The following is a 26,151-nucleotide window of genomic DNA, read 5'->3' on the forward strand; positions in this document are numbered from 1 at the left end:
AAGCTACGCGGAGCGTGCGGTTCCGCTCGGACATGACCGTGGAGCTGGTGAAGGCCTCGGCCTCCGACAGCGACGTGCTGTGGGCGGCGCGGGTGTCGACCAGGGGCGAGCAGTCGCTCGAGGACGCCGGCGCCGACCCCGCCCGCTCCGCCGGTCTGATCAACTTCCTCATGCGGGACCGGCACGGCTCGCCGTTCGAGCACTCGTCGATGACCTTCCTGGTGGCCGCGCCGATCTTCGTCTTCCGCGAGTTCATGCGGCACCGCGTCTGGTCCTACAACGAGGAGAGCGGCCGCTACCGCCAGCTGGAGCCGGTGTTCTACGTGCCGGGCCCGGACCGGAAGCTGGTCCAGGAGGGCAAGCCCGGCAAGTACGTGTTCGTGGCGGGCAGCCCGGAGCAGCACAAGGCGGCCGAGGAGACGGTCCGCCGGTCCTGCGAGGCCAGCTATGCCGCCTACCTGGAGATGCTCGACGCCGGCATCGCGCGCGAGGTGGCCCGCACCGTGCTCCCGGTCGGCATCTACTCCTCCATGTACGCCACCTGCAACGCCCGCGCGCTGATGCACTTCCTGTCGCTGCGGACCAAGCACGAGGACGCGACGTTCCCGTCGTTCCCGCAGCGCGAGATCGAGATGGTGGCCGAGCAGATGGAGGAGCACTTCGCCGAGCTGATGCCGCTGACCTACGCGGCCTGGCAGGCGAACGGACGAGTCGCGCCGTAGGGCTGACTGACTGTCAGTCGCGAAGTGCTCACTCTTGGTAGTCCTAAAGAGTGAAAAACGACCGGCGCTCCAATCCGACCCGTAACGCGCTACACACACCTCTGTTAAGCACGGCGGACCCCGTCCCCACCGGACCCCCGAGCGGTGGAGACGGGGTCTGTCCATCCACGGGGCGACGATTCCCGGCAGGGCTCCTTTCAGCGCGGCTGTGGGATTCGCGTAAGCAAAGCCAGATATTCGATCACCGGTGCGGGCCGGTACCTTTGTGCCATGCCCCAGAACGCGCACCCCGCCGAGCCCGCCACGGCCCCTTGGCCAGACAATGCCCTCTGGTCGGCCGGGGCGCCCTTCGGCCGCATGATCACCGCGATGATCACGCCCTTCCAGGCGGACGGCTCCCTGGACCTGGACGGTGCGCAGAAACTGGCCGCACACCTGGTGGACGCCGGCAACGACGGCCTGGTGATCTCCGGCACCACCGGCGAGTCGCCGACCACCTCCGACGCCGAGCAGGCGGCGCTGCTGCGGGCGGTCCGCGAGGCCGTCGGCGACCGGGCGACCGTGATCGCCGGCGTCGGCACCAATGACACCGCTCACACGCTGGAGCTGGCCCGGCGGGCCGAGGCCGACGCCGACGCGCTGCTGGTGGTGACCCCGTACTACAACAAGCCGACCCAGGAGGGCCTGTTCCGGCACTTCACCGCGGTGGCCGACGCCACCTCGCGGCCGGTCGTGCTCTACGACATCCCGCACCGCTCCGGCATCCCGATCGAGGTCGACACCCTCAAGCGGCTCGCCGAGCACGAGAGGATCGTCGCGGTCAAGGACGCCAAGGGCGACCTGGTCGCCGGGTCCGAGGTCATCGCTGCCACCGATCTGGCCTACTATTCGGGGGACGACCCGCTGACCCTGCCCTGGCTCTCGGTCGGGGCGGTCGGCGTGGTGAGCATGTCCGGGCACCTCGCGGCGCCGCGCATCCGCGCGATGATCGCCGCGTATCTGACCGGCGACGTGGCCGAGGCGGCCCGCCTGCACGCGGAGCTGCTGCCGGTCCACGCCGGTGTGACGAGTCTGCCAGGTGTGATCTCCCTCAAGACGGCAATGAACATGCTGGGACTGCCCGGCGGCCCGGTGCGGCTGCCCCTGGTCGAGGCGACCGAGGAGCAGCAGGACCGGCTCAAGACGTTTCTCGCCCAAGGCGGCGTGAAGATCTAGCAAGGAGCGGACCAGAGGTCCGCGGAACACAAAGGAAAACTGCATGAGCCATCCGCATCCGGAACTCTCCGGACCCCCGCCGTTGCCGCGAGGCGCGCTGCGAGTGACCCCGCTCGGCGGTCTCGGAGAGATCGGTCGCAACATGACCGTCTTCGAGTACGGCGGCAAGCTGCTCATCGTCGACTGCGGCGTCCTCTTCCCGGAGGAGGCCCAGCCCGGCGTCGACCTGATCCTGCCGGATTTCAGCTCCATCCGGGACCGGCTGGACGACGTGGTCGGCGTGGTGCTGACGCATGCCCACGAGGACCACATCGGCGGGGTGCCCTACCTGCTCAAGGAAGCCCCGGACATCCCGCTGATCGGCAGCAAGCTGACCCTGGCGCTGGTCGAGGCCAAGCTCACCGAGCACCGGATCCGGCCCTACTCGCTGCAGGTCGCCGAGGGCGACGTGGAGCAGATCGGGCCGTTCGAGTGCCGCTTCGTGGCGGTGAACCACTCCATCCCGGACGCCATGGCCGTGGCGATCAAGACCCCGGCCGGCACGGTGTTCCACACCGGCGACTTCAAGATGGACCAGCTGCCGCTGGACAACCGGCTCACCGACCTGGCGACCATCGCCGAGCTCGGCAAGGCCGGCATCGACCTGCTGCTGGCGGACTCCACCAACGCCGAGGTGCCCGGCTTCGTCACCTCCGAGCGGGAGATCACCCCGGTGCTGGACCGGGTGTTCGGCCGGGCCAAGGGCCGCGTCATCGTGGCCTCCTTCGCCTCGCACGTGCACCGGGTGCAGCAGGTCTGCGACGTGGCCGCGGCGCACGGCCGCAAGGTGGCGCTGGTCGGCCGGTCCATGGTCCGCAACATGGCCGTGGCCCGGGACCTGGGCTACCTGAAGGTCCCCGCGGACCTGATCATCGATCTCAAGGAGATCGACGACCTGCCCGACGACAAGGTCGTGCTGATGTGCACCGGGTCGCAGGGCGAGCCGATGGCCGCGCTGTCGCGCATGGCCAACCGGGACCACCAGGTCCGCATCACCGGCGATGACACCGTCATCCTGGCGTCCTCGCTGATCCCGGGGAACGAGAACGCGGTGAACCGGGTGATCAACGGCCTGACCCGCTGGGGCGCCACGGTCGTGCACAAGGGCAACGCCATGGTGCACGTCTCCGGACACGCCGCGGCCGGCGAGCTGCTGTACTTCTTCAACCTGGCCAAGCCGCGCAACTTCATGCCGGTGCACGGCGAGTGGCGGCACCTGCGCGCCGCGGCCGACCTGGCGATCAAGACCGGGGTGCCGGAGGACCGCGTGGTGATCGCCGAGGACGGCGTCACCGTGGACCTCGTCGACGGCGTCGCGCGCATCACCGGCAAGGTCGACGCCGGCTACGTCTACGTCGACGGCAGCTCGGTGGGCTCGGTGACCGAGGCTTCGCTGAAGGACCGGCGGATCCTGGGCGACGAGGGCTTCGTGTCGGTGTTCGTCGCGGTGTCGGCCGACACCGGCAGCATCGTCACCGGCCCGGTCATCACCGCCCGCGGCTTCGGGCTGGACGACCAGACGCTGGAGCAGGCCAAGCCGCTGATCGTGCAGGCGCTGGCGGACGCCGCGGCCGAGGGCATCGGCGACACCCACCAGCTGCAGCAGCTGGTGCGCCGGGCGGTCGGACGCTGGGTCTCCAACACCACGCGGCGCCGCCCGATGATCCTTCCGGTGGTCGTCGAGGTCTGAGCGCGGGCCGGAGGCGTCCGGCAAGGCTGGGCCCCTTAGCGGGTCTGGGCCTTTGGTAGGTCTTGGCGGGCCATCCTTTCGGTGCTGCATCGAAAGGATGGCCCGCCGCGTTCGGTGCGAGCTGTAATGGATGCGGGACGAGGGGCGGCCTTCGTGGGGCGGAGCCGCCTCCTCGGCCAGGGGGAACCCAAGCATCGGCACCTCACCGGGGGGTCAGGGGCGGGGGTTCGTACGGGGGAACGGGGAAAACGGGGGTAACGGGGGTGGCCGGGATCGTCGGCCCGCATCCTGCGGGCGGGGCGGTCCCGGCCATATGGGATTCCCGTCGTGGACCGGACTGCCGGGGCCGGCGGGGGCTACCGGCGGTTCGCCGCTATCAGTTCGGCGCCAAGGCCGGTGAGCCGGTGCCGGACGCTGCGCCCGGTGCGTTCGGTGACGACCAGCCCGGCCGAGCGCAGCGCGGCCGCGTGGGCCGAGGCGGTGGGGGACTTGACGCCGAGGCGTACCGCCAGCTCCCCGGTCGTGGGATCGTCGCCGATGGCGCGCAGCGCGGCGGCGCGGGCCCGGCCGATGAGCGAGGCCAGGCCGTCGTGGGGCGGCCCTTCCGCGGTGAGCGCGGCGGCGGCGTCCAGATCCGAGACCGGATAGGCCATGATCGAACGTCTGCCGGGGGCTATCAGCGAACCCACGTAGTGCCCGAACACCGACGGTGTGAACGTCAGCCCGTCGCCGCGCAGGTCGTAGCGCCAGTCCGGGACCTTGGCCACGGCCAGCGAGAGCTGCTCGGGTTCCCAGCTCAGCTTGGGATGCAGGTCGTTCAGGACCGCGCCGGGGCCGTCGGTGGCCATCTGGCGGGCCCGGCGCCCGATGTCGGCGTCCAGGGTGCGGCGGATGTCCGGCCAGTCGTCGGCCAGGCAGGAGGTGAACAGCGCGTGCATCGCGTCGGTGAGCACCGGGATCAGCCGGTCGCCGTGGTCGCGCAGGGCGTCGTAGGCCCGGGAGGGGCGGCGGTCCCAGGTGTCGAAGATCGTGAAGTCCAGCGCCAGCTCGGTGTCGCGGACCGCGCGCAGCGCGTCGAGCTCCTCGTCCAGGCCGCGGTGCAGGCGCCCGCTCGGCGGCAGGTCCGGGATCAGGAAGGCCGGGGCGTAGTTGGGGATCGCGTTCAGCAGCTCCATCAGCGGCCGGCAGCGTTCGGGGACGTGCCGCAGGGCCCCGGCCAGCCAGCGCCGGTGCGCCGAGCGTAAAGGACGGGTGGATCCCAGCTGGTCCAGGCCGCGGACCAGGTTCACCAGGGGAGAGGTCTCAAAACCGATGTTCGCCAGGTCGGCACTGGTCATGGGGATGCCGACCACGCCCCACCCCCTCTTCGCCGAGCCCGCGCCCGCCCCGGCCGGCGGTGCGGCAACCCCCTGACAACCGACGACCCCGCCGGCTGCCGTCGCTCGCATGATACGCCGCGAGCCCCCGACCGCGTGCGGTCGGGGGCTCGCTATGCGTGATGGCGCGAAGCCTCGCGTCAGGCGGCGGCCTCGGCGAGCTCGCCGGCGGTCAGCTTCTCCGCCAGCGCCTTCCACGCCGGGACCTTCTCGCCGAACTTGGCGGCCAGCTCGGTCACCTCGGCGTCGATCTTCGTGCGGTCCGCGCCCTCGATGGCGGACAGGAGGCCGAACAGCTCCTCGGAGTCCACCTTCAGGTGCAGGTTCTTGCCGTCGGCGGCGGCGAAGTAGCAGAAGCCGCCACCCAGCGGCGTGAACCGCTTCATGTCACCGAAGACACGCCCGCCGCCGGCACCACCGGCACCGGCCCGCACGGATGCGCGCGCTGTCTTGCTTTCCTTCTTGGCACCGGCCACGACGGCCCTCCTCGATAGTCCCGGCGCGTCGTGCAGACGCGGACGAACCAGCTGATGAATTGGGGGATCGACCCGCTCGGGAAGGGCGCACACGCGAATACTGCGCGGCACCCACAAGGGGCCGACCGAACTACTTTAGCCTGAACGGCCGCCCGGACGGGAATCGGCCGTCGGGCGGGTAACGGCTCGCACGCGCGGGCGAACTTGCGTGTGGCGGGCGGTGCCGGTGGGACATCACCGGTAGCCTGGTCATCATGGCCACCCGTACGCCCTCCAAGAACAGCAAGGCAACGGCAGCCACATCCGCGTCCAAGTCCGGTGCGAAGTCCTCCTCGGGGTCGGCCGGATCGGCGGGGGCGGCCAAGGGCACCGCCGCGAGAAAGGGACGCGGCAGGGCTGCCGCGTCCGGCGCCGCGCCCGCCGCCGCACCTCCGCCGAAGAACCCGCGCTCCCGCTCGGCGCGTACCGCCGGGCCGCTGGAGAAGGGGATCGGCAGGCTGGCCACCAATTCGCGCCGCGGCGCCGGCCGGGCCTCGCAGGGGGCCAAGTCGCTGCACCCGGACCACCGGCGCGACGGCGTCGGCTTCGCGCTGATCGGCCTGGGGATAGTGATGGCCGCGGCGCTGTGGCACGGGTTCCCCGGCGCGGTGCCGCAGGCCATCGTCGCGGTCGTGGCCGGCGGCTTCGGCCGGGTCGGCGCGTTCACGCCGCTGCTGGTCTTCGGCCTGGCGGTGCGGGTGATCCGGCGGCCGGAGGAGGCCGCCGACACCAACCGGATGTCCATCGGCTGGGGGGCCTTCACCGTCGCCGCGGTCGGCCTGATCCACATCTCCGGCCACATGCCGCACCCCTCGGACGGGGCCACCGCGATGCGGGACGCCGGCGGCTGGATCGGCTACGCGATCTCCGCGCCGCTGGTCTCGACGGTGTCCTCGTTCGTCGCCGTGCCGCTGCTGATCCTGCTGCTGCTGTTCGGGGTCCTGGTCATCACCGCGACGCCGGTCTACCGGATCCCGGAGCGGATCCGCGCCGGCCGCGGGCACGCGGGCGGGTTCCTGCATTGGATGATCTTCGGCGAGCGCGAGGACCCGGACGCGTCGGCCACCGAGGAGGACGACCCGTACGGGATCCTCCCCGAGGACGACCCCTCGGACAACGAGGTCCGCAACCAGCGCCTGCAGCAGACCGTCGAGAACGAGCCGACGATCTTCATCCCGATGCTGGAGGAGTCCGGCACCGCGGCCGGCGACGCCGTGCCGGACGCGGTGCCGGCCGAGGACGACGGCACCCAGGTGACGATCCCGGTCGCCCGCACCCGCAAGGCCGGCGGCAAGAAGGCCGGCTCCGCCGCTCCGGCGGCCGGCGTCTCGCCCAAGGACGCGGTCCAGGCGGCGATGGAGCTGTACGCGGCCAGCGCGGACCCGAACGCCGAGTACAAGCTCCCGCCGCCGGACATGCTGCGCGTCGGGGCGCCGCCGAAGACCCGCTCGAAGGCCAACGACGCCGTGGTGGCCGCGCTGGTCGAGGTCTTCAAGCAGTTCAACGTGGACGCCAAGGTCGTCGGCTTCACCCGCGGCCCGACGGTCACCCGCTACGAGATCGAGCTGGGCCACGCGGTCAAGGTGGAGCGAATCACCGCGCTGAGCAAGAACATCGCCTACGCGGTGGCCTCGGCCGACGTCCGGATCCTGTCGCCGATCCCCGGCAAGTCCGCCATAGGGATCGAGATCCCCAACACCGACCGCGAGAACGTCTCCCTGGGCGACGTGCTGCGCTCGACGGAGGCCACCACCCAGACCCACCCGATGATGGTGGGGCTGGGCAAGGACGTCGAGGGCCGGCACATCGTGGCCAACCTGACCCGCATGCCGCACATGCTGGTGGCCGGCGCGACTGGCGCCGGCAAGTCCACCTGCATCAATACTTTGATCGTCTCGGTGCTGCTGCGTGCCACCCCGGACCAGGTCCGGCTGATCCTGGTGGACCCCAAGCGGGTCGAGCTGACCAGCTACGAGGGCATCCCGCACCTGATCACGCCGATCATCACCAACCCGAAGAAGGCCGCCGAGGCGCTGCAGTGGGTGGTCCGGGAGATGGACCTGCGCTACGACGACCTGGCCGAGTCCGGCTTCCGGCACGTGGACGACTTCAACGCCGCGGTGAAGGCAGGCAAGCTCAAGCCGCTGCCGGGCTCGGAGCGGGTGTACCAGCCCTACCCGTACCTGCTGGTGATCGTCGACGAGCTCGCCGACCTGATGATGGTGGCCCCGCGCGACGTCGAGGACTCCATCGTCCGCATCACCCAGCTGGCCCGGGCCGCCGGCATCCACCTGGTGCTGGCCACCCAGCGGCCGTCGGTGGACGTGGTGACCGGCCTGATCAAGGCGAACGTGCCCTCGCGGCTGGCCTTCGCCACCTCCTCGCTGGCCGACTCCCGGGTCATCCTGGACCAGCCGGGCGCGGAGAAGCTGGTCGGCCAGGGCGACGCGCTGTTCCTGCCGATGGGCGCCTCCAAGGCGCAGCGGCTGCAGGGCGCGTACGTGTCGGAGGCCGAGATCGCGGCGGTCGTGAAGTTCAGCAAGGACCAGCTGACCCCGGCCTACCGCGAGGACGTCACCGGCCAGGCGGCGTCGAAGAAGGTGGCCGAGGAGGAGATCGGCGACGACCTGGACCTGCTGCTGCAGGCCGCGGAGCTGGTGGTGTCCACGCAGTTCGGGTCGACCTCGATGCTGCAGCGCAAGCTGCGGGTCGGGTTCGCCAAGGCCGGGCGGCTGATGGACCTGCTGGAGACCCGGAACGTGGTCGGGCCCTCGGAGGGGGCCAAGGCGCGGGACGTGCTGGTGCGGCCCGATGATCTGGAGGGCCTGCTGGACTCGATCCGGGCCGAGGCCGGGGCGGGATAGGGCGGCAGCGCTGCCCGCACCCGCCGGCGGCCTGCGGGCCTACTTCGGTCCGGTGCTCCTGCCCATGGGCATGCCCTTGCCCATCGGCATGCTCTGGTCCGCCGGCACCGTGTGCCCGGATCCCGTCGTGTGCCCGGCGGGCACGTTCTTTGCCTGGTCGGTCAGGTCGACCAGGGTGGCGGCCTCGGCGTTGGCGCGGATCGACTGGATGCCGCTGATCGCGCTCGCCTTCGATTCGTACGCCTCGCCGACGGCGATGATCTCGCCGTTCCCGGCCTTGAGGCGGAATCGGAACTTCCCGGCCTTGTCCTTGTAGACCTCGAACTTCCCGGCCATCGTCCAGTCCTTTCGGTAGTGCGGTCCCCCCTCACGGTGGTCTGCCTTCGCCGCCCCGCGCCATCGCACGTGCGCCGTTCGTGCCCTGTCGACAAGTCGATGGAACTGACCCGCGCGACCTATCAATACGACATATGGGCGAATCCACTCTCCGGTTCGCCTCAATCCACTCGATATGGGGCATAGCCGTCTGTGCGGGGGTCTGCGCGGCGGGAGGTCCGGCGGGCTTACGGATCGGGTGAATCGAGGTGTGTCGCATGGGCGGTCAGCGGGCTGAGGACGAGCGGGACGGCACGGGTGTCGGGCTCGACGAGGCGGACGCGCTGCGCGGCGGGCGCTTCGTCGGGGATGAGGTCGCCGGCGGCGGGGTAGCGGGAGGCGCCGGTGGTGGCGCTGGTGGCAGTGTCGGTGCGCGGACTGCGGCGCGCACCGGCACTGCCACCGACGTCGCCGCCGAGAGGGCCACCGCCACCGCCACGGCCACCGGGACCGACGCCGCCGAGCCCTGCACGAAGGCTGCCGAGACGCCGGTGACGGCGCCGACGGCCGCCGTGCCGGCTGCGGCCTCCGAGCCGGGGTCGACACCGGATCCCGACAAGGTCCCGGCCGCCAAGGCCGCCGAGGCCGCGGCGGACCCGGCGGACCTGACCGACTCGCAGATCGTCGGCCGGCGCCTGGCGCTGGCCCGGCAGCACGCGGGCCTGTCGATCGAGGAAGTCGTGGCGGCCACCCGGATCCGGCCGGGCATGCTGCGCGAGATCGAGGCGGGGGAGTTCATGCACTGCGGCGGCGATGTCTACGCCCGCGGGCACGTGCGGGCCATCGCCAAGGTCGTGGGCATCGACCCGGAGCCGCTGCTGGAAGAGCACCCGCCGCACGTACCGACCGACCTGCCGGTGCGGGGACGGTCGCGCGTGGTGTCGCGGGCCGAGGCGCCCAAGGCCCCGGCCGCCTCGGCCGAGGAACAGAAGCCGGGCGCGGGTGCGGCATCGGACAGGCGGGCGGGTGCGCCGGCCTCCAATGTGATGCCGACCAACGCGGTGCCGACCAACGCCGTGCCGACCAGCGCGGCGCGCGACAACGCGGCGCGGTTCGCCGGGCGCGCGCCGAGCCGGGTGATCCGGCCGGCGGCTGAGGGCGCGACGCTGGTGGCCGCGAGCAAGGGCGCCGCTGCGGGCAAGGCGGCCGCGGCCGGCGCCGGTACCGGCGGCAAGGGCGGCTCCGGATCGGTTCGGCCGCCGCAGCCCCGCCGCAAGGACGACCCGGGCAAGATCGAGCGGTATCCCAAGTCGGCGAACTGGACCGCCGCGATGCTGGTGGCGCTGCTCGGCCTGGTGGTGTTCGCCGGCGTGCAGCTGATCGGCGACGACGGCGGCAAGGCCGCCCCGGCCGCGGCCCCGGCTCCCAAGCCGAAGCCGGTCGCGGTCAAGCCCACGCCTCCGCCGCTCCCGCCGGCGCCCAAGGGCGTCGCGGTCAAGATCGCCGCCGTCGGCTCCGACAGCTGGCTGAACGTGACCGGCCCGGACGGCCACGTCCTGTTCGACAACATGCTGCCGGCCGGCAGCACGCAGAGCTTCCAGGACCCCAAGCAGCTCGGCGTGACCCTCGGCAACGCCGCGGCGGTCCACATGACGCTGAACGGCAAGGACCTCGGTTCGGCCGGCGGCGACGGCCAGGTCGTGCACGTGACGCTGAACCCGACCGGCGAGGTGGCCGGCTGAGCGCGGGTTCCAGGGAAACGATGAGGGCGGCGACCATGTGGTCGCCGCCCTTGTCCGTACTCGCACACAACCCGCACAGCTTCTCCACCACGGGCTCACCGTCCGCTGTTTCGATGAAGCATGACCAGCTCAGCAGTCACCAGCGCCGCTTCGGCGTCCTACCTGGACGCGGTCGCGGCCACCGATGCCGCCCGTTCCTACAAGCAGGACCTGATCACCGCACTCGCCATCGCACCGGGCCACCGCGTGCTGGACGTCGGCTGCGGTCCCGGGACCGATCTCGCGGCCCTGGCCGAAGCGGCCGGTCCGGCGGGAACGGTGCTCGGTATCGACCAGGATCCCCAGATGGTCGCGACCGCCCGGGTACGGATGGCTGATCGGCCGACTGTCCAGGTGCGCCACGCGGACGCCCACCAGCTACCGTTCGCGGATCACAGCATCGACCGTGCCCGCGCCGATCGCGTCCTGATGCACGTCGCCGATCCGGCAGCGGTGCTGCGCGAGATCCATCGGGTGTTGCGGCCCGGCGGCCGTCTCACCCTGGCCGAGCCGGACTGGGACACGCTCGCCGTCGACCACACCGATCTGGCGGTCAGCCGTGCCTTCACCCGGTACGTCGCCGAGCGCGTCAACCGCAATCAGGCCGTCGGACGGCAGCTGCCGCGCCTCGCCGCACACGCCGGGTACACCCTGCGGGCTGTTCGCAATGAGGCCGTGGTGTTCACAGATTTCCAGACCGCCGAGACCATCCTGGGGCTGCGCCGCACCACCGAGCGCGCGGTGACCGCCGGTTACCTCACCGAGGAGGACGCCGCCGCCTGGCTCGGCCATCTCACAGCTGACACGTTCTTCGCGACCGTGTCCTTCGTGACCGTGGTCGCCGAGTCAGCACTCGCTCTCGTCTGAAGCCTTCTCCAGCAGCTCCGCCACGACCGCCAGCTCCTCGGCGCTCAGCCGGAGGAGCCCCGGGGCCGGCTCGGCGAGGATCCGGATCGCGGTCACGGCGGCGGAGTGCCCCTCGGGGGTGAGCTCGACCATCTTGGCGCGGCGGTCGTCCGGGGCGACGCTGCGGGTCACCAGGCCGCGCTCCTCGAGGTCGTCGACCACGGTGGTGGTGTAGGGCTTGTCCCAGCTCAGACGGGCGGCCAGTTCGCTCATCCGCAGCGGGCCGTGCACCAGCCGGCGCAGCGCGCGCGACCGGCCGAAGCTCAGGCCGGTCGCCCTCTCCACCGCGCCGCGTACGTCGCGCTGGTGGAGCACCAGCTTCTGCATCGCGGCGTGCGCACGGTACGCGTCGTGGCTGGGGTAGTCGGTCATCGCAGTGCGGGGATCCCCGTGTCGGTCGTCGGCTCGGCCGGCTCGGTCAGCCGGGCCGCGGTGCGCGCGGCCGTCGCCGCCGCGTGCTTACCGGTCGTGAGCATACCTAGTACGAACACTGCAAGGCCGCAGCCGAACAGGATCCACCAGCCCGCGTGGCTGGCCGCCGGCAGTCCGGTGCGGGCCGGGCCGGTCGCCCGGGCCACCACCACCGAGCCGATGATCGCCACGCCGAGGGTCTGTCCGACCTGCCGGCTGGTGGAGGCCACCGCCGCCGCGACGCCGGCCTGCGCCCGCGGCATTCCGGACACCGCGGTGTTGGTGATCGGCGGGTTCAGGGTGCCGAAGCCCACGCCCAGGATCGCGTAGGCGACCAGCAGCAGCGCCACCGGCGTCGTCGCGCTCAGCCCGGTCAGCAGCAGGGGGCTGAGCGCCAGCAGCACGCCGGCGGCGATCAGCGGGACCCGCGGGCCGTGGTTGGCGACCCAGCGTCCCGAGCGCGGGCCGACGATGACGCTGGCCACCGCGATCGGCAGGGTCAGCAGTCCCGCCTTCAGCGCGCTGTAGCCGAGGGCGTCCTGGAGATACAGGGTGTTCATGAACAGGAATCCGGACAGGGCCAGGAACCCCGCGACCGCCATCAGCGTGGCGCCGGAGAACGGCAGGCTGCGGAAGAACCGCGGGTCGATCAGCGGCTGCTCGCGGCGCAGCTCGTAGGCCACGAACCCGGCCGCCGCCGCGATCGCCGCGACGAACACCACGATGGTCTGCCCTGAGACCCACCCGACCCGCGGCGCCTCGATGATCGCGTAGGTGACGCCGGCCAGGAACGCGATGCCGAGCACCTGCCCGACCGGGTCGAAGCGGCGGGCCCTCGGGGCCTTGGACTCCGGCACGAAGATCCCGGTCAGCAGCACGGCCGCGACCCCGATCGGCACGTTCAGCCAGAAGATGGACCGCCAGCTGGCCGCGCTCAGCAGCAGGCCGCCGACCACCGGGCCGGCCGCCATGCTCACCCCGAACGCCGCCGACCACACGCCTATCGCCTTGGCGCGGTCCTTGTTGTCGGTGAACACGTTGGTGATGATCGACATCGCGACCGGGTTCATCATGGCGCCGCCGACGCCCTGCAGGGCACGCGAGCCGACCAGCGCCCCGAGGTTGGGCGCCAGCGCGCACAGCACCGAGCCGACGACGAACAACGAGGTACCGGTCATGAACACGCGGCGCCGGCCGAGCCGGTCGCCGAGCGAGCCGGCCAGGATCAGCAGCGAGGCCAGGGTGAGGGTGTAGGCGTCGATGGTCCACTGCAGCCCGGAGACCGGGGCCCGCAGGTCGCGCTGGATAGAGGGCAGGGCCACGTTCACCGCGGTGTTGTCCACGCCGACGATGAACAGGCTCATACAGCAGATGGCCAGGATGAGATAACGACGGTGCGCGCTCTCGGGCACGGAGCCTCCCCAAGAAAGATTGTGTCTGTATAACCATTGTAAGCACACAACTATTGTGTCTGGCCAACTATTCTTCGCGCTGTAGCCTGGTGGCCATGTCCGGCACCGTGTCCCCAGCGACTCCTCAGGCATCTCCGCGCCGCACTGTGGCCCTGGTCACGCTGGGCTGCGCCCGTAACGACGTGGACTCCGAGGAGCTGGCCGGCCGGCTCGCGGCCGACGGCTGGGATCTGGTCGACGATCCCAACGGCGCGGACATCGCGGTGGTGAACACCTGCGGGTTCGTCGAGGCCGCCAAGAAGGACTCCATCGACACCCTGATCGCCGCCGCCGACGCGAAGGCCGAGAGTGCTTCGGGGGCCGGCCCCAAGGCCGTCGTCGCCGTCGGCTGTCTGGCCGAGCGCTACGGGCAGCAGCTGGCCGAGGCGCTGCCGGAGGCCGACGCGGTCCTGGGCTTCGACGACTACCAGGACATCAGCTCGCGGTTGAACTCGATCCTGCACGGCGAGCGCCCGGTCTCGCACGTCCCGCGCGACCGGCGCACGCTGCTGCCGCTGACCCCGGTGGACCGGCAGGCCGCCAAGGGCGGCGTCGCGGTGCCGGGCCACGGCGACGCCGGCGACACCGAGGACGCCGCCGCGACCGCCGCGACCGCCGCAGTCGGGACTGAGACCGCTGCCGCCGAGCGCCCCGACGACCCGACCCTGTCCCCGGTCGCCCCGCCGACCCGCCGCGTGGTGCGCCGCCGCCTGGACGACGGCCCCTCGGCCCCGCTGAAGCTGGCCTCCGGCTGCGACCGCCGCTGCTCGTTCTGCGCGATCCCGGCCTTCCGCGGCTCCTACCTGTCCCGCCGCCCGCACGACATCCTCGACGAGGCCCGCTGGCTGGCCGGCCAGGGGGTGCGCGAGCTGGTCCTGGTCTCGGAGAACTCCACCTCCTACGGCAAGGACCTCGGCGACCTGAAGCTGCTGGAGACGCTGCTTCCGGAGCTGACCGCGATCGACGGCGTGGACTGGCTCCGGGTCAGCTACTTGCAGCCGGCCGAGATGCGCCCGACGCTGATCGACGTGATGGCTTCCACCGAGGGCGTCGTGCCCTACTTCGATCTCTCCTTCCAGCACTCGTCCCCCGGGCTGCTGCGCAGGATGCGCCGCTTCGGCGGCACCGACTCGTTCCTGGAGCTGCTGGAGGCCATCCGCACCCGGGTCCCGCACGCCGGGGTCCGCTCCAACTTCATCGTCGGCTTCCCGGGCGAGAGCGCCGCGGACTTCGAGGAGCTGGAGACGTTCCTGTCGCAGGCGCGGCTGGACGCGATCGGCGTGTTCGGATACTCCGACGAGGACGGCACCGAGGCCGCCGGCTACGAGGGCAAGCTCGACGAGGACGAGATCGCCGAGCGCGTGGCGCACCTGACCGGTCTGGCCGAGGAGCTGACCGCGCAGCGTGCCGAGGACCGGATCGGCGAACGTATCGACGTGCTCGTGGAATCCGTGGCGCACGACGGCGTGGCCGAGGGCCGCGCGGCGTTCCAGGGCCCGGAGGTCGACGGCTCGGTCATGCTGGTCCCGGCCCTGGAGCCGGGCGCCCCCGAGGTGGAGCTGGTGCCGGGCGCGATCGTGCCGGCGAAGGTGGTCGGGAGCGAGGGAGTGGATCTGCACGCCGTGGCGATCACTCCCCTAAGCTTGGTCGGGTGAAGCCCGCGCCCCCAGACCCGCTGACGCAGGAGGCGTCCCCGGCGGGTCTGTGGAACATGGCCAACATCCTGACGATGGTGCGGCTGCTGCTGGTCCCGGTCTTCGGGTACCTGCTCGCGCACGACCACGGCCAGTCGGCCGCGTGGCGGGGCATGGCCTGCGCGGTGTTCGTGGTCGCCAACATCACCGACACCCTGGACGGCAAGGTCGCCCGGTCCCGCAACCTGGTCACCGACTTCGGCAAGATCGCCGACCCCATCGCCGACAAGGCCCTGATGGGCACCGCGCTGGTGATCCTCAGCGCGCTCGGCGAGCTGAACTGGTGGGTCACGATCGTGATACTGACCCGCGAACTGGGCGTCACGCTGCTGCGGTTCTGGGTGCTGAAGTACGGCGTGATCGCGGCCAGCCAGGGCGGCAAGCTCAAGACCTTCCTGCAGGGCTTCGCGATCCTCTTCTACCTGATCCCGACCTCGGCGCAGTGGTGGCACTGGGTGAGCGTGGTGACGATGGCCGCCGCGCTGGTGCTGACGGTGGTGACCGGGGTGGACTACGTCGTGCGGGCGGTCCGGCTGCGGCTGGCCGGGGTGAAGCGGTGAGCGCGGACGGGGCCGCGGACGGGACCGCGGAGCTGGCGGCCAGGCTCGTCGCGGACGGGACCGCGCAGGACTTCACGGTCGCGGTCGCGGAGTCCCTCACCGGAGGGCTGCTGGCGGCGGCGATCACCTCGGTCCCGGGCGCCTCGCAGGTCTTCCGTGGCTCGGTGACCGCCTACGCCACCGACATCAAGGCCTCGGTGCTCGGCGTCGACGCCGACCTGCTGGCCCGCGAGGGCGCCGTGGACGCCGAGGTGGCACGGCAGATGGCGGAGGGCGTGCGGCGCTTGTTCGGGGCCACGGTGGGCCTGGCGACGACCGGGGTGGCCGGTCCGACGCAACAGGACGGCAAGCCGGTGGGACTCGTCTACATCGGGTACGCGAGCGCGGGTTCCGAGCCGGTCGCCGAAGAACTCCGGCTGGACGGCGACCGCGAGGCGATCCGCGCGCAGACCGTGCGGAACGCTCTGGCCCTCGCCTTCAAGAACGGCTGATCCGGAACCCGAGCACCCGCGCCACGCCGAAGAGCGCGGCGCCGCACAACGCGTACGACCCCAGCACGTCCGACACCCAGTGGTAGTCCATCCACACCAGCGAGAAGCCCACGGCCAGCGCCCAAAGCGTCATCGCGATGGCGATCGCGATCCGCGCCCGGTGCCCGGTGAACACGAAGGCCAGGATCAGCGCCGCGGTCCCGTAGCCCAGCATCGTGTTGCCGGTGTGGCCGGACGGGAAGTAGCCGAGGCCGCCGGACATCGCCTGGCCGGCCATGCTAGGGCCGGGACGGTTGCCGATCGCCTTCAGGAACAGCACGACCAGCAGGGCCGCGTAGCCGGCCGTCATCGCCAGGACCGGGCGCCAGCTGCGGCGCACGGCCGCCGCGTTGAGGCCGACCAGCGCCAGCGCGACCACGGGCACCTGGATCTGGAACGGCACCCCGTGGACCGAGACGCCGCCGCCGAGGTCGGCGATGCCCTTGAAGAGCGGCCAGCGGTGCTTGCCGTCCGTCGCGTGCGCGACGTCCTGGACGTGGTTCCGGGCCCACAGGTCGAACGAGGTCAGGAAGGTCGGCCGGGCCAGGACGAGCACCCACAGCACGAGGAAGACGCCCAGCAGGATCAGCGGGATCCGGATCTCGGGCTGCCGCAGAGCACGGCGCCGGTCCGGGGCCGGTTTCCCCGTGCCCGGTCCGGCGGCCGGGACTTCTTCCCGGACGGTACCGGGCTCGCCGGTGCCCGAGGCGGAAGCGGCGATCTGCGCATCTGTCATCAAGAGCAACTCTCGCATACGCCGACCGCTAGCGTGCCGGTATGGAACGCGTCACCATCATCACCGGGGGCGGCCGGGGCATCGGCCGGGCCACCGCGCTTCGCCTGGCCCGCGACGGCCACGACATCGCCTTCAGCTATCTCAGCGACGACACCGCGGCGTCGGCGACGGCCGCCGAGGTCCGCGATCTCGGGCGCCGCTGCGTGGCGGTCAAGATGGACACCACCGACGAGGGGGATGTGGAGCGGCTCTTCGACACGGCGATCGATGAACTCGGCGGGCTGACCGGGCTGGTGAACAACGCCGGCGTGACCGGGCCGCTGACCCGGCTCGTCGACGCCGACGCCGCGGACATCCGCCGGGTGGTCGATGTGAACGTGGTCGGTTATCTGCTGTGCTGTCGGCGGGCGGCCAAGGAGATGGCGTTGCGCGGGGGCGGCGCGATCGTGAACGTCTCCTCCGGCGCGGCCACACGCGGCTCGCCGGGCGAATACGTGCACTACGCCGGAGCCAAGGCCGCCGTCGACTCGATCACCGTGGGCTTGGCGCAGGAACTGGGCCCCGAAGGGATCAGGGTGAACTCGGTGCAGGCCGGGGTCACGCGCACCCGCATCCACGCCGACATGGGGGACGCGGACCGCGCCGAGAAGCGCGGCGCGATGCTGCCCCTGGGCCGGCCCGGGGAGCCGGAGGAGATCGCGGCGGCCATCGCCTGGCTGCTGAGCGAGGAGTCGAGTTTCACCACCGGTGCGGTGCTCCGGGTGGCCGGGGGCAATTGAGCGCCGGTGCGCGGGCCGGTCCTATCCGGCCCGTACCACGCCGCCTTCATAGGCGCTGATCACCAGTTGGGCCCGGTCGCGGGCCCCGAGTTTGGCGAGCAGCGCCGACATGTGGGTCTTGACCGTCGACATCGAGACGAAGAGTTCGGCGCCGATCTCGGTGTTCGACAGGCCGCGCGCGACGAGGGCCAGGACCTCGCGTTCGCGCGCGGTCAGCTGGTCCAGGGCGGCGTCCGGCGGCGCCACGGAGCGCTTCGCCGCTGTGCGTCCCCTGACGAACTCGGTGATCAGCCTGCGGGTCGCGGCCGGGGTCAGCAGGGCCTCGCCGCCGCGGATCACCTCGACCGCCTTGACCAGATCGGCCGGCGGCGAGTCCTTGAGCAGGAAGCCGCTGGCGCCGGCGAGCAGGCCCTCGTAGACGTACTCGTCGAGGTCGAAGGTGGTCAGGATCAGGACCCGGACGGCCGGGTCGGCCGCGGTGATCCGACGGGTGGCCGCGATGCCGTCCAGGACCGGCATCCGGACGTCCATCAGGACCAGGTCCGGGCGCAGTTCGCCGGCCATTTCCACGGCCTGCGCGCCGTTCGCGGCCTCGCCGACCACCACGCAGCCGTCGTAGCCGTTGACCAGGGCCCGCAGCGAAGCGCGCAGCAGCGCCTGGTCGTCGGCGATCAGGATGCGGCTCATGCCGGGAACCCCGCCGTCACCACGAATCCGCCGCCGTCCGCGGGCCCGGCCGAGAACGTGCCGCCGAACAGCGCGGCGCGCTCGGCCATGCCGCGCAGGCCATGCCCGGGCGGGCCGACGGGGGCGGGCGGCAGACCGTCGGGCGGCGGGGGATTGGCGATCGTGACCGTCACCTCGTGCGGCTCGAAGCGCAGCAGCACCGAGCCGGAACCGGTCCGGGCGTGTCGCAGGATGTTGGTCAGCGACTCCTGCACGATGCGGTACACCGCCAGGCCGACGGCGGCCGGGATGGCCCGGCGCTCGCCCTCCTCCCGCAGGCCGATACGCAGGCCTGCCTGTGCCGCCTGGGCGATGAGGGCGCCGATGTCGGGCAGGTCCGGGACCGGTTCGCGCTCCGGCGCCGTTTCGTGGGCAGACGTTGTGGGGGCAGACGCCGTGGGCCCGTCGGTGTTCGGTGTCGGCGCGGCGCGCAGGACGCCGAGCAGTCGGCGCATGTCACCCATCGCCGTGCGGCCGGTCTCCTCGATCGCGGTCAACGTGGTGCGCATCTGCTCGGCCTCGTGCTGGCGGAACACCGCCACCCCGGCCTGCACGGTGATCAGGCTGAGCGCGTGCGCCACGACGTCGTGCAGCTCCCGCGCGATGCGCAGTTTCTCCTCGGCCATTCTGGAGGCTACCTCGGCCTCTATCCGGCGGGCGCGCACGGCGGCGAAGGCCGAGCGGTACTGCCGCTGCTGGCGCACGAGATAGCCGGTCAGGGACGGCGCGACGCCGATCGCGACCCCGCTGAGCCCGACGACCGACGGCGGGTAGTGCAGGTCGGTCAAGATCGCCACCGCCACCACCAGCACCCCGGCGGAGGCCAGCGCGGTGACGCGGCCCGGGCGGGTCGTCGCGACGGTGTAGAGCGCGAACATCATCGCGAACGGTCCGTAGTCGTCGTAGGGCGGCACGGACGTGGCCAGCGTGATGGTCGCGGCGGTGAGCAGCAGGCAGACGGCCATCGGGAAGCGGCGGCGGGCCGGGAAGACCAGCGTCACCGCGATGACCAGCAGCGCCAACCACGGATTCTGGTGCACCGGGCCGCTCGGCCGGGCCCCTCCCACCGGCAGCAGGAACATCAGCGCCAGCGCGGTGTCCAGCGCGACCCAGTGCCAAGGGCGCATCCGAGGTATCCGCGGGGCGAGCGGGACGGGACGTGCCGCGACATCGGCCATCTGCTGACGGTAAGCCCGCGGACACGCGGTGATCAACGCCGTCGGCCGGAAACCATACCCGGGTAGGAGACCGGGGGATCGGCCCGTGCTCCGATGTGCCCGCGCCCGGTTTCTCCGACCCTTGATACATGATCGAGATCGAGGACCTGAGCAAACGCTACGGCGACAGATACGCGGTGCGCGACCTGACGTTCAGCGTGCGTCCGGGCCGGGTGACCGGGTTCCTGGGGCCGAACGGCGCAGGGAAGTCCACCACCATGCGCGCCGTCCTCGGCCTGGACCTGCCGACGTCCGGCCGGATCCGGGTCGACGGCCGGCCCTACGCCGCGCTGGAGCGGCCGCTGACGCATGTCGGCATGCTGCTCGACGCCGGGGGCGTGCATCCCGGCCGCAGCGCGCGTCAGCATCTGCGGGCCGTGGCCGCGGCGGGAAGGCTTTCCGGGCGGCGGGTGGACGAGGTGCTGGCCCGGGTCGGGCTGACCGACGTGGCCCGGCACCGGGTCGGCGGCTTCAGCCTCGGCATGCGGCAGCGGCTGGGGATCGCGACCGCACTGCTCGGCGATCCCGGGATTCTGATGTTCGACGAGCCGGTCAACGGCCTCGATCCGGAGGGCATCCGCTGGATCAGGGATCTGATGAAGGCGTTGGCGGCCGAGGGGCGCACGGTGTTCGTCTCCAGCCACCTGATGAGCGAGATGGAGAACACCGCCGACCACTTGGTGGTGATCGGGCGCGGCCGGCTGATCGCCGACATCCCGGCCCGCGAATTGATCGAGCGGTACAGCGGCGGGTTCCTGAGCGTGCGCACCGATGATCCCGGCCGGCTGATCACGGTGCTGGCGGCGGCCGGGGCGCAGGTCACGCCCGAGGGCCCGGACACGGTGCGGGTGGTCGGGTTGGCCGCGGACGTCGTGGCCCGGCTGGCGTACGGAGCCGGGGTGTTGGTGCTCGACCTGGCGCGGCATACGACGTCGTTGGAGGACGCCTATCTGCGGCTGACCGATGCCGCGGTCGAATACCGGGGGGCGCAGTCATGATCACAGCAGTCGGACACCGAGGGGGCAGGCGTGATCGCATCGGAGTGGATCAAGCTGTGGAGCGTGCGCTCGACGTGGTTCGCGCTGTACGTCGCGGCGGCCGGGACGATCGGGCTCGCGGCGACCTATGCGCTGGTCGCGAAGACCGGGGACGTCGAGCCGACGGACGCGTTGCAGGGCGCGGTCTTCGGGCAGCTGGCGTTCGGTGTGCTCGGTGTGTTGGTGGTGTCCTCGGAATTCACCACCGGGCTGATCCGCACGACGTTCGCGACCGTGCCGCAGCGGCGGGTGGTGATCGCGGCGAAGGCCGGGCTGCTGTTCGCGGTCCTGCTGGTCGTGGGGGAGGTGCTCGCGTTCGCGGCGTTCTGCACCGCGCAAATCCTGTTCGCGCAGCGCGGCGTGCACTTCTCGCCGGCCGATCACGACATGGTGGTCTCGGTGCTCGGGTGCGGGTTCTACATGGCGTTCATCGGGATGTTCGGGTTCTGCGTCGGGGTGCTTCTGCGGCGGACCACGGCCGCCGTGTCGACGTTCTTCGGGATCGTCTTCGTGGCGATGGGAGTGATCCCGGCTCTGTTACCGAACGGGGTGCGCGCGCAGGCCGTGCGGCTGACGTTCACCAAGGTCGGCGAGGCGATGGCCACCCCGGCGCGGAGCACGCCGCGGATGCCCGCGGACTACGTGCTCGGGACGGGGGAGGCGTGGGGTGTGTGCCTGCTGTACCTGGCGATCTCGGTCGTGGTGCCGCTGCTGGTGGTCACCCGCCGCGACACCGACTAGGCCGCTCACATGGGGACGGCGGCGTTTTGTTCTTCCGGGTCCCCCTTCGGCGCGCCCCATCGGTAGAGCAGGAAGCAGATCACCGTGCCGACGAAGAAGAACGCGGCGGACCAGCGGTAGGCGGTGGCGTAGCTGTGCAGGTTGGCCTGCGCGGTGACCAGCGACGAGGGGGTCTTGCCCTTGGCGTAGTCCGTCGCGGCGCTGGCCGCCAGGGTGGACAGCAGGGCGACGCCGATGGAGCCGCCCACCTGCTGACAGGTGTTGACCATCGCGGAGGCGACGCCGGCGTCGTCGGCGCGCACGCCGTAGGTGGCCATGGCCATCGCCGGGGCGAAGATCAGGCCCAGGCCGAAGCCGAGGACCAGCAGCGGCGGCAGGACATGCGCGGGGTAGGTGCTGGTCAGGTCCAGCCGGGTCAGCCACAGCATGCCGATCCCGCCGAGCAGCATGCCCAGCGGCACCACGGGTCGGGGGCCCACCTTCGGCAGCAGGCTGATCGTCGCGATCTGTGCGGAGATCATCAGCATGGCGACCATCGGCAGGAAGGCCAGCCCGGTCCTGACCGGCGAGTAGGTGAGGATCTGCTGCATGTAGTAGGTCAGGAACAGGAAGACGCCGAAGATCCCGGCGCCGGTGACGAACATGCCGAGGTAGGACGCGCCGCGGTTGCGCTCACCCGGCACCCGCAGCGGCAGCAGCGGGTGCGCGGCCCGTCTCTGCCACCAGACGAAGACGACGAGCAGCACACCGCCGATGATCAGGCTGACCCAGGACTGCGGCGAGCTCCAGCCCTTCGCCTCCGCCCGCGAGAAGCCGAAGACCAGCAGGAACAACCCGGTACAGGCGTAGGCAGTGCCCGGCAGGTCCAGGGACGGGCGGTTCTCGGGCCGGTGGTTCGGCACGTAGGCCAGCGCGCCGAGCAGGGCGATAGCGGCGATGAGCAGGTTGATGAACAGCGTCCAGCGCCAGTTCAGGTACTCGGTGAGCAGCCCGCCGAGCAGCAGCCCGATGGCGCCGCCGGCGCCGGCGACCGCCCCGTACACGGCGAACGCCCGGTTCCGCTCCGCCGGACGGGTGAAGGTGGTGGTCAGCGCGCTCAGCGCGGCCGGCGCGAGCAGCGCGCCGAACATCCCCTGCAGCGCCCGGCCGCCGATCAGCACCCCGACGTTCGGCGCGATCCCGGCCAGCGCCGAGGCCAGCCCGAACCCGACCAGCCCGCCGATCAGCGCCGTCCGCCGCCCGAACAGGTCGGCGAAACGGCCGCCGACGAGCAGCAACGAGCCGAAGGCCAGGGCGTAGGCGGTGACGATCCACTGCCGCGAGGCGTTGCTGAAGCCCAGATCCTGCTGCGCGGACGGCAGGGCGATGGTCACGACGGTCACGTCCAGCACCACCATCAGCTGCGCCAGGCTCACCACGCCCAGGATCATCCACTCGTGAGCCACACGCGGGCCGTACCGGGCGTCCTCCGCGGCTTGCTGTGCGGCTTGGGACTTGGTGGTGCCGCCGTCCGCCGGAGTTGTCATGTCGGTCCCTTCCTGGGCGACAAGATCAATGAGTCCGACGCTATGACGGAGCCGCGCCCGCCGCATGTCGAGGCGGCGGGCGCGGGGTGGGCGCCGTCTGTCTCAGCGGGAACCGACGAGGTGCGCGTAGACGATGACGTTGTCGGCGTACCCGGTCCGCCGGTCGTAGCGGCCGCCGCAGGTGATGAGGCGCAGGGCGGCGTAGCCGGTGGGGCCGTAGACCTCACGCGTGGGGAAGCCGGCCTTCGGGACCAGCGCGACCGAGTCGACGCGGAAGACCGCGACCCGCTGGTCGGCGCGCGTGACGTCGACATCGTCCCCGGGACGCACCGCGCCGAGCTCGTAGAAGGCGGCACGGTGCCCGGGCGCGAACCGCGAATCGACATGGCCGGTGATGACCGCGGGCCCGGCCTGCCCGGGCGCCGGACCCCGGTCGTACCAGGCGGCCGTCAACGGCTCCTTGACCGGCGGCACCCCGACCCCGCCGTCCCGGGTCGGCCCGAGCGCGAGCACATCGGCGTGGATGCCGACCCGCGCGATGGTGACGCGCGTCGGCCGCGCATACCCCAGCGGAGCGGCCCGATGCCCCACCGCGCCGACGACCCGCCCCGCCCACGCCGGCGGCACCGGCGGCGGCACGGGATCGGCGAGGGTCAGGGCCCGGATGAGAAACCCCGAGCCGACGACCAGGGCCGCCACGGAGGCGACGGCGAGCGCCCGGCCGGGATGGCGCACCTCGACCTCGGCGGGAACGCCGGCCGGCTTCGGCGGGGAGGGAACGCGGGCGCGGGCTTGGCCCTGGACGCCGACTTCGAGATGGGACTCGGGCGCGGGCGACCCGGGTGCGGCGATGGCCGGGCGCTCGAGGGTGGCGGGGTCGCCGATCACGTGGAAGATCGGGACTGGGACTGGGACTGGGGCGGATGGCGGCGGTGGGCTCGGAAAAGCTTGGCGCGCTGGACTGCCATCGAGAGGCTGCGCGGTGTCGGCAGCCGCTGGCGGACTTGGCACAGCTGTGCTGGCGATGTGCGCGGCGTCGGCGAGATCAGGCGGGTCCTCGCGTGGCTGGTCGGCGTCAGTCGCCGGCGTGTCCGGCAAAGCCCGCTGCGTCCCCGGTACCGGCTTCCCGATTGCCGACGTACTCCCGCCGACCCGCTCGGCGACCCGTTCGGCGACCGCGCCGCCGATCGGTATGCCGACCACCGTCGGCTCGCTCATCCGCGGGTGGCGGCGCGGCGGCGGCGGATGAAGGAGGCGGTGGCGAAGGCCATGCCGCCGGCCAGGAAGGCGCTGCCGACGGCCGCGTCGCCGATGCCGAGGTGGTCCTCGGCGGAGCCGTCGCCGGCGGCTGCGGCGCCGGTGGGGGCGCCGTTCGGGCTGACGTGGACGGTGGCGGTCAGGGTGCTGCCGCAGTGGAGGGTGATCGTGTAGGTGCCGGCGGCCAGGCCTTCGCGGAGTGTGCCGCCTCCGCCGGTCATGTTGGCCAGGGGGGCCAGGGCGATCGGGGCGGCGAGGGCCTGGCTGGTCGCGGTGCCGCTGGGGGCTGTGCACTCGTTGGCGTCGTAGACCCAGACGCGGGTGCCGGGGGAGGCCGGGTTCGGTTGGACCGTCGGGTCCGCCGGCTTGGCCGGCGTCGGGGCCGACATCGTGTCCGTGGTCGTCGCCGCGAAGACCGGGCCCATGCCCGCCATGGCTATCGCCGCCGCCACCAGTCCCGCACCCCCGGTCGCCATCAGCACCCTCACCAGCCAGCCTCCGTCTCTCTAGGCCTACTTCAGCGGCACAGTGCGACGGTAACGCCGGGTATGTGGCGATGCGCGCTGAGTAGTCCGGTGGGGGGGGTCGGCCGGGGCGGCGCGAAAAGGCCGCGGCCGGTACGGGATTCCGTACCGGCCGCGGCGAAGGCGTATGCAGGCGAGCTCAGGCTGCGGTGAACTCAGACCGCGGCGAAGGCCCCCTCGATCACGGTCAGGCCCTCGTCCAGCAGCGCCTCGCTCATCACCAGCGAGGGCAGGAAGCGCAGGACGTTGCCGAAGGTGCCGCAGGTCAGGATCACGACGCCGGCGCTGTGGCACTTCTTCGCCACCGCGGCGGCCAGGGCCGCGTCCGGCTCCTTGGTGCCCGGCTTGACCAGCTCGACGGCGATCATCGCGCCGCGGCCGCGGACCTCGCCGATGCGCGGGTCGGTGGCGGCCAGCTTGGCCAGGCGGTCCTTCATCAGCGCCTCGATCTTGCGCGCCTTGCCCGCCAGGTCCTGCTCCTTCATGGTCTCGATGGCGCCGAGGGCGCCCTCGCAGGCCACCGGGTTGCCGCCGTAGGTGCCGCCCAGGCCCCCGGGGCCGGCGGCGTCCATGATCTCGGCGCGGCCGGTGACGGCGGCCAGCGGCAGGCCGCCGGCGATGCCCTTGGCGGTGGTGATCAGGTCCGGGACCACGCCCTCGTGGTCGACCGCGAACCAGTCGCCGGTGCGGCAGAAGCCGGACTGGATCTCGTCGGCGATGAAGACGATGCCCTTCTCCTGACACCAGGCGGCCAGGCCCGGCAGGAAGCCCTCCGGCGGGACGATGAAGCCGCCCTCGCCCTGGATCGGCTCGATCAGGACGGCGGCCACGTTGTGCGCGCCGACCTGCTTCTCGATCAGCGTCTTGGTCTGCTCCAGGGCCTCGGCCGCGGCGTTGTCCGGGCCGGTGGGCCAGCGGTACGGGTAGGCCATCGGGACGCGGTATACCTCGGGGGCGAACGGGCCGAAGCCGTCCTTGTACGGGGCGACCTTGGCGGTCAGCGCCATCGTCAGGTTGGTGCGGCCGTGGTAGCCGTGGTCGAAGACCACGACCGCCTGGCGCTTGGTGTACGCCCGGGCGATCTTGACCGCGTTCTCCACGGCCTCGGCGCCGGAGTTGAACAGCGCCGAGCGCTTCTCGTGGTCGCCCGGGGTGAGCTCGTCCAGGGCCTCGCAGACCGCGACATAGGACTCGTAGGGGGTGACCATGAAACAGGTGTGGGTGAACTTCGCCAGCTGCTCGGAGGCCCTGCGCACGACGTTGGTGTCGGCGTGCCCGACCGAGGTCACCGCGATCCCGGAGCCGAAGTCGAGCAGCTGGTTCCCGTCGGCGTCCAGCAGCACCGCGCCGTCGGCGTCGGTGACGAACACCGGCAGCGTCGTGGAGATGCCGCGCGCGACCACCTTGTTGCGCCGCTCGAACAGCGCGAGGGACTTCGGGCCGGGGATCTCGGTGACGAGACGCCGTTCCTGCTTGAGCTGGGTCATGGTGCCTCCTGGGCGGATAGTCGCGCGGTTCTCTCGCAGCCTAAGCGCGCCG

Annotated in this window: 23 protein-coding genes and 1 pseudogene; 12 read left to right on the forward strand and 12 right to left on the reverse strand. The window is 71.9% G+C overall.

From position 1 onward, the window contains the following. Nucleotides 1-32: 32 nt before the first annotated feature. The 3 genes from thyX (at nt 33) to ABIA35_RS09445 (ending at nt 3,666) form a co-directional block, all read left to right on the forward strand. Nucleotides 33-722: an FAD-dependent thymidylate synthase gene (gene thyX, locus ABIA35_RS09435; protein ID WP_370338466.1), complete on the forward strand. Its 690-nt coding sequence runs from the start codon at nt 33-35 to the stop codon at nt 720-722. 357 nt (nt 723-1,079) lie between these two features. Then, nucleotides 1,080-1,937, forward strand: a complete 858-nt coding sequence (gene dapA / locus ABIA35_RS09440; protein WP_370338468.1) for a 4-hydroxy-tetrahydrodipicolinate synthase — start codon at nt 1,080-1,082, stop codon at nt 1,935-1,937. 43 nt (nt 1,938-1,980) lie between these two features. Next, nucleotides 1,981-3,666 carry a ribonuclease J gene (locus tag ABIA35_RS09445; RefSeq protein ID WP_370338022.1) on the forward strand — a complete coding sequence of 562 codons (1,686 nt, stop codon included), beginning with the start codon at nt 1,981-1,983 and terminating at the stop codon, nt 3,664-3,666. A gap of 356 nt (nt 3,667-4,022) precedes the next feature. Here the strand turns inward: ABIA35_RS09445 and ABIA35_RS09450 are convergent, their stop codons facing one another. Together ABIA35_RS09450 and ABIA35_RS09455 are read right to left on the reverse strand one after the other, a co-directional pair. Then, nucleotides 4,023-5,018, reverse strand: a complete 996-nt coding sequence (locus ABIA35_RS09450) for a DUF5937 family protein (RefSeq protein WP_370338024.1) — start codon at nt 5,016-5,018, stop codon at nt 4,023-4,025. Between the two features lie 164 nt (nt 5,019-5,182). Next, nucleotides 5,183-5,428, reverse strand: a complete 246-nt coding sequence (locus tag ABIA35_RS09455) for a hypothetical protein (RefSeq protein ID WP_370338026.1) — start codon at nt 5,426-5,428, stop codon at nt 5,183-5,185. Between the two features lie 344 nt (nt 5,429-5,772). Here ABIA35_RS09455 and ABIA35_RS09460 point away from each other — a divergent pair, with 344 nt between their 5' ends. Then, nucleotides 5,773-8,421, forward strand: a complete 2,649-nt coding sequence (locus tag ABIA35_RS09460; RefSeq protein WP_370338028.1) for a DNA translocase FtsK 4TM domain-containing protein — start codon at nt 5,773-5,775, stop codon at nt 8,419-8,421. A gap of 162 nt (nt 8,422-8,583) precedes the next feature. Here the strand turns inward: ABIA35_RS09460 and ABIA35_RS09465 are convergent. Next, a pseudogene (locus tag ABIA35_RS09465) lies at nt 8,584-8,757 on the reverse strand (YegP family protein); the annotation flags it as partial. Nucleotides 8,758-9,014: 257 nt separating this feature from the next. Between ABIA35_RS09465 and ABIA35_RS09470 the strand changes: the two are divergent. Next, the gene (locus ABIA35_RS09470; RefSeq protein ID WP_370338030.1) at nt 9,015-10,478 is read left to right on the forward strand and encodes a helix-turn-helix domain-containing protein; all 1,464 of its coding nucleotides are present in this window, start codon (nt 9,015-9,017) and stop codon (nt 10,476-10,478) included. A gap of 120 nt (nt 10,479-10,598) precedes the next feature. Continuing rightward, nucleotides 10,599-11,384: a methyltransferase domain-containing protein gene (locus ABIA35_RS09475; protein WP_370338032.1), complete on the forward strand. Its 786-nt coding sequence runs from the start codon at nt 10,599-10,601 to the stop codon at nt 11,382-11,384. On the opposite strand, the gene ABIA35_RS09480 is transcribed toward ABIA35_RS09475, so the two are convergent. Next, nucleotides 11,364-11,795: a MarR family winged helix-turn-helix transcriptional regulator gene (locus tag ABIA35_RS09480; RefSeq protein WP_370338034.1), complete on the reverse strand. Its 432-nt coding sequence runs from the start codon at nt 11,793-11,795 to the stop codon at nt 11,364-11,366. The two genes, ABIA35_RS09475 and ABIA35_RS09480, sit on opposite strands and share 21 nt — an antisense overlap. Beyond that, the gene (locus ABIA35_RS09485) at nt 11,792-13,246 is read right to left on the reverse strand and encodes an MFS transporter (RefSeq protein WP_370338035.1); all 1,455 of its coding nucleotides are present in this window, start codon (nt 13,244-13,246) and stop codon (nt 11,792-11,794) included. Before ABIA35_RS09485 ends, ABIA35_RS09480 begins: the two co-directional genes overlap by 4 nt. 95 nt (nt 13,247-13,341) lie before the next feature. Here ABIA35_RS09485 and rimO point away from each other — a divergent pair, with 95 nt between their 5' ends. From rimO to ABIA35_RS09500, 3 genes are read left to right on the forward strand one after another with little or no spacing between them, the layout of a single operon-like run. Continuing rightward, nucleotides 13,342-14,940 (forward strand): 30S ribosomal protein S12 methylthiotransferase RimO, encoded by a 1,599-nt coding sequence (gene rimO, locus ABIA35_RS09490; protein ID WP_370338037.1) that lies wholly within the window; start codon nt 13,342-13,344, stop codon nt 14,938-14,940. Beyond that, nucleotides 14,937-15,539 (forward strand): CDP-diacylglycerol--glycerol-3-phosphate 3-phosphatidyltransferase, encoded by a 603-nt coding sequence (gene pgsA, locus ABIA35_RS09495; protein ID WP_370338038.1) that lies wholly within the window; start codon nt 14,937-14,939, stop codon nt 15,537-15,539. Before rimO ends, pgsA begins: the two co-directional genes overlap by 4 nt. Then, nucleotides 15,536-16,030 carry a CinA family protein gene (locus tag ABIA35_RS09500; protein ID WP_370338041.1) on the forward strand — a complete coding sequence of 165 codons (495 nt, stop codon included), beginning with the start codon at nt 15,536-15,538 and terminating at the stop codon, nt 16,028-16,030. The genes pgsA and ABIA35_RS09500 overlap by 4 nt, the downstream gene beginning before the upstream one ends. Here ABIA35_RS09500 and ABIA35_RS09505 read toward each other — a convergent pair. After that, on the reverse strand, nt 16,017-16,805 hold the full coding sequence (locus ABIA35_RS09505; RefSeq protein WP_370338043.1) for a phosphatase PAP2 family protein: 789 nt from the start codon (nt 16,803-16,805) through the stop codon (nt 16,017-16,019). The two genes, ABIA35_RS09500 and ABIA35_RS09505, sit on opposite strands and share 14 nt — an antisense overlap. A gap of 41 nt (nt 16,806-16,846) precedes the next feature. Between ABIA35_RS09505 and ABIA35_RS09510 the strand changes: the two genes are divergently transcribed. Then, a complete protein-coding gene (locus ABIA35_RS09510; protein ID WP_370338045.1) occupies nt 16,847-17,584 on the forward strand; it encodes an SDR family oxidoreductase in 738 nt (245 codons plus the stop codon). 21 nt (nt 17,585-17,605) lie between these two features. Here the strand turns inward: ABIA35_RS09510 and ABIA35_RS09515 are convergent, their stop codons facing one another. Together ABIA35_RS09515 and ABIA35_RS09520 are read right to left on the reverse strand one after the other, a co-directional pair. Next, the gene (locus ABIA35_RS09515) at nt 17,606-18,271 is read right to left on the reverse strand and encodes a response regulator (RefSeq protein WP_370338047.1); all 666 of its coding nucleotides are present in this window, start codon (nt 18,269-18,271) and stop codon (nt 17,606-17,608) included. After that, the gene (locus ABIA35_RS09520; protein ID WP_370338049.1) at nt 18,268-19,488 is read right to left on the reverse strand and encodes a sensor histidine kinase; all 1,221 of its coding nucleotides are present in this window, start codon (nt 19,486-19,488) and stop codon (nt 18,268-18,270) included. Before ABIA35_RS09520 ends, ABIA35_RS09515 begins: the two co-directional genes overlap by 4 nt. A gap of 128 nt (nt 19,489-19,616) precedes the next feature. Here ABIA35_RS09520 and ABIA35_RS09525 point away from each other — a divergent pair, with 128 nt between their 5' ends. Both ABIA35_RS09525 and ABIA35_RS09530 read left to right on the forward strand, forming a co-directional pair. Further along, nucleotides 19,617-20,525 (forward strand): ABC transporter ATP-binding protein, encoded by a 909-nt coding sequence (locus tag ABIA35_RS09525; protein WP_370338051.1) that lies wholly within the window; start codon nt 19,617-19,619, stop codon nt 20,523-20,525. A 30-nt stretch (nt 20,526-20,555) separates the two neighbouring features. Further along, the gene (locus ABIA35_RS09530) at nt 20,556-21,305 is read left to right on the forward strand and encodes a hypothetical protein (protein ID WP_370338053.1); all 750 of its coding nucleotides are present in this window, start codon (nt 20,556-20,558) and stop codon (nt 21,303-21,305) included. 5 nt (nt 21,306-21,310) lie between these two features. Here the strand turns inward: ABIA35_RS09530 and ABIA35_RS09535 are convergent, their stop codons facing one another. The 4 genes from ABIA35_RS09535 to gabT form a co-directional block, all read right to left on the reverse strand. Beyond that, nucleotides 21,311-22,831: an MFS transporter gene (locus ABIA35_RS09535; protein WP_370357589.1), complete on the reverse strand. Its 1,521-nt coding sequence runs from the start codon at nt 22,829-22,831 to the stop codon at nt 21,311-21,313. A gap of 102 nt (nt 22,832-22,933) precedes the next feature. Then, complete coding sequence (locus ABIA35_RS09540; protein WP_370338057.1) at nt 22,934-23,719, reverse strand: class F sortase; 786 nt, start codon at nt 23,717-23,719, stop codon at nt 22,934-22,936. A 326-nt stretch (nt 23,720-24,045) separates the two neighbouring features. After that, on the reverse strand, nt 24,046-24,576 hold the full coding sequence (locus ABIA35_RS09545; protein ID WP_370338059.1) for a hypothetical protein: 531 nt from the start codon (nt 24,574-24,576) through the stop codon (nt 24,046-24,048). Nucleotides 24,577-24,767: 191 nt separating this feature from the next. Further along, nucleotides 24,768-26,099: a 4-aminobutyrate--2-oxoglutarate transaminase gene (gene gabT / locus ABIA35_RS09550; protein WP_370338061.1), complete on the reverse strand. Its 1,332-nt coding sequence runs from the start codon at nt 26,097-26,099 to the stop codon at nt 24,768-24,770. Nucleotides 26,100-26,151: the final 52 nt, after the last annotated feature.

Source organism: Catenulispora sp. MAP12-49 (assembly GCF_041262705.1).
Lineage (GTDB): Bacteria > Actinomycetota > Actinomycetes > Streptomycetales > Catenulisporaceae > Catenulispora.

Excerpts from the sequence above, each read along its gene's own strand:
- ABIA35_RS09505 (WP_370338043.1), bottom strand. The coding sequence starts at position 16,805 with ATGACAGATGCGCAGATCGCCGCTTCCGCCTCGGGCACCGGCGAGCCC.
- gabT (WP_370338061.1), bottom strand. The coding sequence starts at position 26,099 with ATGACCCAGCTCAAGCAGGAACGGCGTCTCGTCACCGAGATCCCCGGC.
- ABIA35_RS09510 (WP_370338045.1), top strand. The coding sequence starts at position 16,847 with ATGGAACGCGTCACCATCATCACCGGGGGCGGCCGGGGCATCGGCCGG.
- dapA (WP_370338468.1), top strand. The coding sequence starts at position 1,080 with ATGATCACCGCGATGATCACGCCCTTCCAGGCGGACGGCTCCCTGGAC.
- ABIA35_RS09470 (WP_370338030.1), top strand. The coding sequence starts at position 9,015 with ATGGGCGGTCAGCGGGCTGAGGACGAGCGGGACGGCACGGGTGTCGGG.
- rimO (WP_370338037.1), top strand. The coding sequence starts at position 13,342 with ATGTCCGGCACCGTGTCCCCAGCGACTCCTCAGGCATCTCCGCGCCGC.
- ABIA35_RS09455 (WP_370338026.1), bottom strand. The coding sequence starts at position 5,428 with ATGAAGCGGTTCACGCCGCTGGGTGGCGGCTTCTGCTACTTCGCCGCC.
- thyX (WP_370338466.1), top strand. The coding sequence starts at position 33 with ATGACCGTGGAGCTGGTGAAGGCCTCGGCCTCCGACAGCGACGTGCTG.
- ABIA35_RS09525 (WP_370338051.1), top strand. The coding sequence starts at position 19,617 with ATGATCGAGATCGAGGACCTGAGCAAACGCTACGGCGACAGATACGCG.
- ABIA35_RS09460 (WP_370338028.1), top strand. The coding sequence starts at position 5,773 with ATGGCCACCCGTACGCCCTCCAAGAACAGCAAGGCAACGGCAGCCACA.
- ABIA35_RS09480 (WP_370338034.1), bottom strand. The coding sequence starts at position 11,795 with ATGACCGACTACCCCAGCCACGACGCGTACCGTGCGCACGCCGCGATG.
- ABIA35_RS09475 (WP_370338032.1), top strand. The coding sequence starts at position 10,599 with ATGACCAGCTCAGCAGTCACCAGCGCCGCTTCGGCGTCCTACCTGGAC.
- ABIA35_RS09515 (WP_370338047.1), bottom strand. The coding sequence starts at position 18,271 with ATGAGCCGCATCCTGATCGCCGACGACCAGGCGCTGCTGCGCGCTTCG.
- ABIA35_RS09445 (WP_370338022.1), top strand. The coding sequence starts at position 1,981 with ATGAGCCATCCGCATCCGGAACTCTCCGGACCCCCGCCGTTGCCGCGA.
- ABIA35_RS09520 (WP_370338049.1), bottom strand. The coding sequence starts at position 19,488 with ATGGCCGATGTCGCGGCACGTCCCGTCCCGCTCGCCCCGCGGATACCT.
- ABIA35_RS09535 (WP_370357589.1), bottom strand. The coding sequence starts at position 22,831 with ATGACAACTCCGGCGGACGGCGGCACCACCAAGTCCCAAGCCGCACAG.